Below are 9217 nucleotides of genomic sequence, written 5' to 3'. Positions count from 1 at the left end.
TGGATCGCGGTTGGGGCGGCGAATCGTGGCGAGGATATAGAGGACAGGCCGCGTGCGAGCACCGATCGTTTCCGCAGGACCTATAGACTGGGCCGGTCGGATTGGCGCCTGCTGGCGTCGGCCGAGCGCGAGACGAAGAGGAGCCCATGACGGACACGACGTTGCCGCCCGAGGCTGGGGGACACGACCGGATCGAACCGGTCGACATCCAGGCCGAGATGCAGAAGAGCTACATCGACTACTCGATGAGCGTCATCGTCGGGCGAGCGTTGCCGGACGTGCGGGACGGACTCAAGCCCGTGCACCGCCGCATCCTCTACGCGATGTGGGACAACGGCTACCGCCCCGACCGCAGCTACGTGAAGTCGGCCAAGCCCGTCGCCGACACCATGGGTAACTTCCACCCGCACGGCGACTCGGCGATCTACGACACGCTCGTCCGCCTGGCACAGCCGTGGGCGATGCGGTACCCGATGGTCGACGGCCAGGGGAACTTCGGCTCCCGCGGCAACGACGGCGCGGCCGCCATGCGTTACACCGAGTGCAAGATGACCCCGCTGGCCATGGAGATGGTCCGGGACATCGACAAGAACACGGTCGACTTCCAGCCGAACTACGACGGCAAGACGCAGGAACCCGTGGTCCTGCCGTCGCGCGTGCCGAATCTCCTCATCAACGGCTCCAGCGGCATCGCCGTGGGTATGGCCACCAAGATGCCGCCGCACAACCTGCGCGAGGTCGCCGAGGCCGTCTACTGGATGCTCGACAACCCCGAGGCCACCGAGGAGGAGGCCCTCGAGGCGTGCATGGAGCGCATTAAGGGACCGGACTTCCCGACGGCCGGCTTCATCGTGGGCGACCAGGGCATCAAGGACGCCTACCGCACCGGACGCGGCTCGATCCGCATGCGCGGCAAGACCTCCATCGAGGAGGAGGGCAACCGCACGGTCATCGTGATCACCGAGCTGCCCTATGAGGTCAACCCGGACAACATGATCCTGTCGATCGCCGAGCAGCTGCGCGACGGCAAGATCGCCGGCATCTCCAAGATCGACGACGAGTCCTCGGACCGCGTCGGCCTGCGCATCGTGATCACGCTCAAGCGTGACGCCGTGGCGAAGGTCGTGCTCAACAACCTCTACAAGCACTCGCAGCTGCAGACGTCGTTCGGCGCCAACATGCTCTCGATCGTCGACGGTGTGCCCCGCACCCTGTCGATCGACCACTTGGTGCGCCTGTACGTCACGCACCAGATCGAAGTGATCGTCCGACGGACCCAGTACCTGCTCGACGAGGCCGAGAAGCGCGCCCACATCCTGCGCGGACTGGTCAAGGCGCTCGACGCGCTGGACGAGGTCATCGCCCTGATCCGCGCGTCGGAGACCGTCGACATCGCGCGCCAGGGCCTCAAGGACCTCCTGGATATCGACGACGACCAGGCGCAGGCCATCCTCGACATGCAGCTGCGGCGTCTCGCGGCGCTCGAGCGGCAGAAGATCATCGACCAGCTCGCCGCGATCGAGGAAGAGATCGCCGACTACAAGGACATCCTCGCCCGGCCCGAGCGTCAGCGCGCGATCGTCGGCGACGAGCTCCGCGAGATCGTCGAGAAGTACGGCGACGACCGTCGCACGGTCATCATCCCCGCCGACGGCGACGTCACCGACGAGGACCTCATCGCCCGCGAGGACGTGGTGGTCACCATCACCGAGACCGGCTACGCCAAGCGGACCCGCACCGACCTGTATCGCGCCCAGAAGCGCGGCGGCAAGGGCGTCCGCGGTGCCGAGCTGAAGCAGGACGACATCGTGCGTCACTTCTTCGTCTCCTCAACGCACGACTGGCTGCTGTTCTTCACCACCAAGGGCCGCGTCTACCGAATCAAGGCCTACGAGCTGCCCGAGGCCAACCGCACCGCCCGTGGCCAGCACGTCGCAAACCTCCTGGCGTTCCAGCCGGAAGAGCGCATCGCCGGCGTCATCCGGATCAAGGGCTACCAGGACGCCCCGTACCTGGTCCTCGCGACCAGCAACGGCCTGGTCAAGAAGTCGCGCCTCGAGGACTACGACTCACCGCGCTCCGGCGGACTCATCGCCGTCAACCTGCGCGACGGCGACGAGCTTGTCGGTGCGGCTCTGGCCGGACCCGACGACGACCTGCTGCTCGTCTCGGAGAAGGGCCAGTCGATCCGCTTCCACGCCAACGACGACACGCTGCGCCCGATGGGCCGCGCCACGTCCGGTGTCATGGGCATGCGGTTCAACGACGGCGACGCGCTGCTGAGCATGTCGGTCGTGCGGGCCGACACCTCCGAGCAGGAGAAGTACTTCCTGCTCGTGGCGACCGAGCGCGGCTACTCCAAGCGCACCGCGCTGACCGAGTACACCGCACAGGGCCGCGGCGGCAAGGGCGTGCTGACTCTCCAGTTCGATCCCAAGCGCGGCAAGCTCGTCGGTGCGACGATCGTGGAACTGCAGGACGAGCTTTACGCCATCACCTCCAGCGGTGGCGTGATCCGCACGTTCGCCAAGCAGGTCCGCAAGGCCGGACGCCAGACCAAGGGCGTGCGCCTGATGAACCTGGCGGAGGGCGACGCGCTGCTGGCAATCGCCCGCAACGCAGACGAGCCAGACGAGGAGGACCGGTCCGAGGCCGAGTCCGTCGAGGAGGCGTAACCCATGACCGAGCCGACCGACCCGGGCACCGACGGTCCAGCACCCAAGGGGTCCGCCCCGACACCCGGCTACGGGGCCCCCGGCACCACGCCGGAGACGAGCGCGTCTGACGCGGCCACGTCGTCTCAGGGGCCGGGCTCGTCGTCGTCGACTTCGGCGGCCTCGACTCCGGCCGACGCGGCTCCGACGTCCTCGACCACGGCGGCCTCGACCACGGACGGATCGACCGCCGAGACCACCCGGTTCCCCGCGGCCGCCGCCCCCAACCGGGCCGAGGGCTCCGGCGGGGTCTCCCGGGCGTATTCCGGCGGAGCGGCGGGCCAGGCCGCGCCGATCATCTCGCCGGCGGAGCGCCGCGGACCGCTCGAGTCGACGCTAGTGCTGCGCCGCATCGACCCGTGGTCGGCGTTCACCACCGTGCTCGGCCTGATGTTCGCGCTCTTCCTCGTGTGGATGGTCGCGATCGGCGTCACCTACCTCCTGCTGTCCGGGATGGGTGTCTGGGACCGGCTCGGCGGACTGCTCTCCGGCGTGGCCGGCGACGAGTCCGCCTCGGTGATCGGGCCGTCGACGATCTTCCTCTACAGTAGTGGAGTGGGACTGCTCAACGTCCTGCTGCTCTCGATCCTCGCCACCCTGGCGGTGTTCATCTACAACCTCGCTGCCGGTCTCACCGGTGGTGGTGTCCAGGTGACGCTCGGGGATCGGCGGAGCTGAGCGGCCGCGATCGCCGCGAGGACCGGGCGCAGGTGAGGCCTCGATTTGGGATTGTCGGAACGCGTCGGGTAGATTCATCTCTCGGTACGAGGGCCTATAGCTCAGGTGGTTAGAGCGCCAAACTGATAATTTGGAGGTCGGAGGTTCAAGTCCTCCTAGGCCCACTCCGACAGGCAGACGCCGGATCCGCACACCGGGTCCGGCGTTCATGCTTGGAGGGCGTGTCGGCCATCAGGTCGGCGCACGGGGCCTTAGCTCAGTTGGTAGAGCGCTGCCTTTGCAAGGCAGATGTCAGGGGTTCGAATCCCCTAGGCTCCACAATTCACGATGCACCGGAAATCCAGGCTTGGACCGGTCATGGCACAGTCGGTAGACGTGCCCCCTCTTCTCCATCGTTGGACCCCGTTCGCGGTCATCGTCCTGGTGGTGCTGTTCGCCCTCATGTCCAGCGCCACGCCCTCGCCCCTGTACGTCGATTACCAGGCACTGTGGGGCACCAGCGGCACCATGATCACCGTCGTGTTCGCCGCCTATTGCGTGGCCGTGCTCGTCCCGCTGATCTTCCTGGGCCGCCTGTCGGACGCGGTCGGCCGACGGCCGGTGGTGATGGCGGGAATGGCGTTGGTCGGGCTGAGCATGGTGGGGATGGCGCTGTCGACGGGCGTGGGAGGGCTCATCGCCGCGCGGGTGATCCAGGGTGTCGGGGTGGGCCTGGTGACGGGCGCGGCCGGTGCGGCGCTGGTCGAACTGCATCCACGGCGCGACGCGAGGATCGGCGCGCTGGTCAACGGCACCACCCTGAACTCGGGGATGGCAGTGGGAGTCCTGTTGGCCGGGTTCATCGCCGCGTGGTCCGCGCAGCCGCTGGTGTACCCGTACGTGGTGATCGCGGCGGTGTCCTTCGCCCTGGTGGTCGCCGTGGCGGTGCTGGTCCCCGAGACCGCCGGGGGTGGGACGACGACACTCCGGCAGGCGCTTCGGCCGCAGCGGCTGTCCGTCCCCCCGGCCGCCCGAGGCACCTTCGTCCTGGCCTCGATGTGCGTGGTGGTCTCGTGGTCCGTGGGAGGGGTGTACCTCGGTCTGGGCGGAGCGCTGGTCAAGGACTTGATGGGCCGGTCGGACTATCTCGTCACCGCAATGGTGATCGCCACGCTGCAGGGGGCGTCGGCGGTGTCCCAGCTGGTGTGGAACCTGCGGTTCGGTACCGATGACCACCGCCGGGGCGTCGTCTGGGGCTCGGTACTCGTGGTGAGCGGACTTGCCGCGGCGTCGCTGGCGGTGGCCCTTCGATCCGCGGCGGGATTCGTGTCGGCCATGGCGGTGGTGGGGCTCGGGATGGGCCTGACCTTCCTCATGGCGTCGACACTTGCGGCTCGGGGCGTACCCGACGAGGTGCGCGGCAGTGTGTTGTCGACCTTCTTCGTGGTGGCCTACCTGGCGCTCGGCCTGCCGGCGGTACTCGCCGCGTTCCTGTCCGAGTTCCTGGGGCTGACCGGCGCGTATCACCTGCTCGCGGCGGTGGTGGCGCTGATCGCGATCACGGCGACGGTGATCATCTCGCGGCCGGGTGCGCTCGACGGCGGGTCCGATCCCGCGTCGGGCGCACAGGCGTGAGCGCTACAGGATCAGCCCTGCCGGCTGAGCGCCTGGGCCGCCGCCACCACGCCCACCGCAGCGAGCCCCGTCCGTAGCCGGTCGGAGGCCATCAGTGCGGCGATCCTCGGCCGGGTGATCTGCTCCTGCGCGATGCCGGCGTGCAGCGGCAACACACCGGCGGTGACCAGGGGACCGGCGATCCCACTCGCGCACGCCACGGCGGTGGCGAGCCGGCCACTGCGCTCGCCGGAGGTCAGCGAGCCGTACGTCGCCCACGCCGCCGCACCCAGGGTGGAGGAATAGAGGGTGAGCGCGACCGGCGCGATGCGGCGGGCGTGATCGGCCTGGCGTTCGGCGATCCCGTGGCTGGTGCCGTCGAACAGCTGCGGGTAGACGACCGAGGAGATGATCGACTGGAAGCCGAGCGTGATGGCCGAGGCGGTGAGCAGCGTGAGTCGGGCCGCACGCAGGGTCGGATCGGTGGGTGGCCGGCGACGCGTCATGACGGCCACGCTACCCGTGCAGGTCGATGACGGTCGGAGAGTTCCTCCCGCCCGATGCCCCAGTCGCGCGGGCTCCACTCCGTCTAGTGCATGGGCAGCGGCGGTGCAGCGGCGGCGTGCGGGCTACATCTCGCGCGACCGTCCCAGGAGTGCGCGGCCCTCGCCGTCGTCGGACACCGCGCGGGCGGTGCGCAGGACCACGCGCCACCCACGGTCCGGGGCGTCGGCGTCGCCGCGCCGTTCCAGTTCCCACCGGCTCGCGGTCACGCGCAGCACGGTGTACCGACCGGGCTTGGACGAGCGCACGACGAGCTGGGTGTAGCCGGTCGCCACCGCGCGGTCTCCGTCGACGAGGACCAGCGGCAGGCTGGGGACGTGCCCGCAGCCGTGGTGGATGAGGCCCTGGTGCGCCTCGCCGGTGACCATCTCGACCAGGTCGCCGTGGCCGTCGAGGCGACCCGTGTCCACGTCGTAGACGCCGTCGGAGGTCCAGAGGGAGGCCACGCCCTCGGCGTCCCCGGAGTCGACGCGCGGGGAGTAGGCGGCGAGGATCCGCAGGACGGCGAGCTCGTCCTGGGCGGCGTCGAGGCGGGCGAGGGATTCGGTGACCCGGTCCTGCGTGGAGGCGAGTCGGGCTTCGGCGGCGGCGAGACGTTCCTCGAGGGCGTCGAGTCTCGAGGAGCCGTGAGGGGAAGTCATGTCCTCGACCCTAGTGCCCCACCTCACCGAGCGAGAACACGTTATAGTTCGGCCCATGACGGACACTTCTTCAGACACCCGTCCAGCCGTCGCCACGGCGGACGTCGTGGTGGTGGGCATGGGCATCGCCGGCGCGTGCGCGGCCATCGAGGCCGCCGAGGCCGGCTCGAGCGTGATCGTCCTCGAGGGTGCCTCCGGACCGGGCGGCTCGTCGGCGCAGTCCGGCGGCGAGGTCTACCTCGGCGGCGGCACCGCGACCCAGCAGGCGCTGGGGATCAAGGACACCGTCGAGGACATGCGCACCTTCCTCACGGCCGCGCTCGGCCCGAACGCGGACGAGGCCAAGATCGACGCCTACTGCACCGGCGCAGTCGAGCACCACGACTGGCTGGTCTCCCACGGTGCGGTATTCAACCACAAGCTCTGGGACACCCCCACCTGGATGCCCGGCGACGACTCGGGCCTGATGTGGATGGGCGAGCGCGCCCAGCCGTTCGCCTCCGTCGCCACACCCGCCGCGCGCGGGCACCGTCCGCCCGCGCCGAACTTCGCGGGCAACGTCCTCATGGACGCGCTCGTCGCCACCGCGGAGAAGGCCGGCGTGCAGCTGATCTGCGACATCAAGGCCCGCTCGCTCATCGTCGAGGACGGCCGCGTGGTGGGGGTGCGCGCCACCGAGTTCAGCGAGGAGCGCGAGTACCGCGCCACCGGCGGCGTGGTCCTGGCCACCGGCGGGTTCGTGGACAACGACCGCATGCTCGAGCAGTGGGCGCCGCAGCAGCTCGGCAAGGACAGGGTCTCCGACGGCCGCGACGACGGCTCGGGCATCGAGATGGGAATCGAGGCCGGCGCGGCGGTGCGCCGCATGCACCAGACCGAGACCGTGATGCTCGTCATCCCCCGCCTGGTGGTGGGCTCGATGCTCGTCGACGGCGACGGCCACCGCTTCATCAACGAGGAGGTCTACCCGGGCCTGTACTGCCACGCCGCCGTGCACCACCGGCCGGCCCCGGTGTGGGTGATCATCGACGAGAAGGGCATCGAGGACGTGCCCGAGTCCGAGCTGTGGGGCATGCAGCCCATGCACGCCGCCGAGACCATCGAGGAGCTCGCCGCCGACTGTGGCCTGCCGCCGGAGGCGCTGGCCGCCCAGCTGCGCCGGTACAACGAGGGCGCAGCGCGGGGCGAGGACCCGCAGTTCGGCAAGAACGCGCAGTGGGTCAGGCCGCTCGAGCCGCCGTTCGGTGCGTATCCGACGGGTGCGGGCGGTCCGGACAACTTCAACGGCCTGCCGATCAAGGCGCAGGGCTTCACGCTCGGTGGCCTGCACACGGACCTGGAGTCGCGCGTGCTCGACCGCGCCGGCGAGCCGATCCCGGGACTGTTCGCCGCCGGGCGTTGCACGCACGGGCTGCACGGTGAGGGCTACATCTCGGGCACGTCGCTGGGCGACGGGTCGTTCTTCGGCCGTCGCGCGGGCCGCGGGGCGGCGTCGGCGTCGTGACCGGGCCGGGCGGGGGAGCCACCGGTCCGGACAGGGCTGGTCCGGCGGGGTCCGGCGGCGACGTGCCGGCGTCCGGGTTCCCGCGCCGACCGCGCCCGGAGGTGGACCCGTCGGTCCTGGAGGCCCCGCGGGGTCCGGGGCCACCGGTGGACAGGGCCGACGACGACGAGGCTGGCCTGTTCGACCTGGTGGAGCAGGTGCGCAGGATCCGTGCCCTGACGACCGGCGGGGTGTTCAGCGCCGACCTGGGGCCGTACACCGAACAGCTCCGCCGGGTGGCGGACGAGCTGGAGGCGGCGTCGGCGAGCTCACGGGAGCGGCTGGAGACCATGTGGTCGACCGGCACCTACATCACAACCTGCCCGGTGATCGGGCGGGCGAACGTGCTGGCCCCGCCGGCAGAGTACGAGCGGTTCGAGGACGGCACCCTGCGTGCCGAGCTGACGCTGGGAATCGAGTACCAGGGCCCGCCCGGCCGCGTGCACGGCGGCGTGGTGGCGATGCTGTTCGACGCGATCCTGGGCCGGGCGAACCGCCACTCGGGGACCACCGGCATGACCATGTACCTGGACATCGACTACCGCGGCGCCACCCCGATCCTCGAGCCGATCGTGTTGACCGGCCGGCCGGTGCGCGTCGAGGAGCGCAAGGTGTGGTCGCAGGGCGCGATCCACGTCGGCGACACGGTGACCGCCACCGCGGAGGGCCTGTTCGTCATCCCGAAGGACTGGTCCGGGGCCGGCGGCGGCCAGTGACCAGGGCTGCGCTGGCGGGTGGCCGGGGCTGCGCCCGCCCGTGGCCGGGGTACGGCCGGCGGGGCCGTCCCGAGTAGATTGAGTGGCCGTGACCTCTGATCCCCGTGAATTCCTCGACAACACGTCCGGCCCGTCCGACCGCGTGGTGACCTCCGCCGAGGGGCACCGGTTCCTCCAGCAGGAGGACGACGGTTCGGGCCACCTCGAGCTGGCCGCCGAGCTGCGGCGGCTGCGGGGACTCGTGGCGGGGTCGACCTTCACCGATGTCCATGACGCGGTGGCCATCGTGCGGGGGCTGTCCGACCGGCTCGAGGAGGCCGGCACGAGGGTGGATCCCAGGGCGTTCACCTCGTGGGGCACCCCGGAGCACCTGGGCGCCAACCCGGCGATCGGCGCGCGCAACCCGGTCTCGCCCCCGCTGGAGCCGGTCGCGTTCCCGGACGGAACCGTGCGGTGCGAGCTGGAGCTGGGGATCGAGTACCAGGGCCCTCCCGGGTGCGTGCACGGTGGGATCGTGGCGCTGGTGTTCGACGAGATGCTGGGCCTGGCCAACGCGGCGGCTGGGAGCGTGGGCCTGACGGCGGACCTCAATATTTCGTACAAGTCGCCGACCCCGCTGGGTGCGCCACTGCGATTCGACGCCCGGCAGGTCCGGGTCGAGGGCCGAAAGATCTGGACCTCCGGCACGCTGCACGCCGGCGACAGGCTCTGCGCGACCGCGGAGGGGCTGTTCATCGAGCCGCGCGGGATCCGCGACGAGGACAAGGG

Annotated in this window: 8 protein-coding genes and 2 tRNA genes; 8 read left to right on the top strand and 2 right to left on the bottom strand. The window is 70.4% G+C overall.

Annotated elements, in window-relative coordinates:
- Positions 1-146 precede the first annotated feature (146 nt).
- The 5 genes from gyrA to OPF83_RS17070 all read left to right on the top strand — a co-directional run bounded on the left by gyrA (position 147) and on the right by OPF83_RS17070 (position 5006).
- Positions 147-2675, top strand: a complete 2529-nt coding sequence (gene gyrA, locus OPF83_RS17090; protein ID WP_264888835.1) for a DNA gyrase subunit A — start codon at positions 147-149, stop codon at positions 2673-2675.
- Between the two features lie 3 nt (positions 2676-2678).
- Positions 2679-3392 carry a DUF3566 domain-containing protein gene (locus OPF83_RS17085; protein WP_264888834.1) on the top strand — a complete coding sequence of 238 codons (714 nt, stop codon included), beginning with the start codon at positions 2679-2681 and terminating at the stop codon, positions 3390-3392.
- Positions 3393-3482: 90 nt separating this feature from the next.
- Positions 3483-3556, top strand: a tRNA-Ile gene (locus OPF83_RS17080).
- 81 nt (positions 3557-3637) lie between these two features.
- Positions 3638-3710: transfer RNA gene (locus tag OPF83_RS17075), tRNA-Ala, on the top strand.
- A 57-nt stretch (positions 3711-3767) separates the two neighbouring features.
- Entirely contained in the window at positions 3768-5006 is a 1239-nt protein-coding gene (locus tag OPF83_RS17070) for an MFS transporter (RefSeq protein WP_264888833.1), read from the top strand.
- Positions 5007-5017: 11 nt separating this feature from the next.
- Here the strand turns inward: OPF83_RS17070 and OPF83_RS17065 are convergent, their stop codons facing one another.
- Together OPF83_RS17065 and OPF83_RS17060 are read right to left on the bottom strand one after the other, a co-directional pair.
- A complete protein-coding gene (locus tag OPF83_RS17065) occupies positions 5018-5491 on the bottom strand; it encodes a hypothetical protein (RefSeq protein WP_264888831.1) in 474 nt (157 codons plus the stop codon).
- Between the two features lie 123 nt (positions 5492-5614).
- Entirely contained in the window at positions 5615-6190 is a 576-nt protein-coding gene (locus OPF83_RS17060) for a nuclear transport factor 2 family protein (protein ID WP_264888830.1), read from the bottom strand.
- 55 nt (positions 6191-6245) lie between these two features.
- Between OPF83_RS17060 and OPF83_RS17055 the strand changes: the two genes are divergently transcribed.
- The 3 genes from OPF83_RS17055 to OPF83_RS17045 form a co-directional block, all read left to right on the top strand.
- On the top strand, positions 6246-7694 hold the full coding sequence (locus OPF83_RS17055; RefSeq protein WP_264888829.1) for an FAD-dependent oxidoreductase: 1449 nt from the start codon (positions 6246-6248) through the stop codon (positions 7692-7694).
- Entirely contained in the window at positions 7691-8449 is a 759-nt protein-coding gene (locus OPF83_RS17050; protein WP_264888828.1) for a PaaI family thioesterase, read from the top strand. The genes OPF83_RS17055 and OPF83_RS17050 overlap by 4 nt, the downstream gene beginning before the upstream one ends.
- Before the next feature lie 88 nt (positions 8450-8537).
- Positions 8538-9217: PaaI family thioesterase (locus tag OPF83_RS17045; RefSeq protein WP_264888827.1), on the top strand; the 680-nt coding region annotated here is incomplete at its 3' end.

Source organism: Dietzia sp. NCCP-2495 (assembly GCF_026011735.1).
GTDB lineage: Bacteria > Actinomycetota > Actinomycetes > Mycobacteriales > Mycobacteriaceae > Dietzia.
This window is presented reverse-complemented; position numbering and strand designations above follow the sequence as displayed.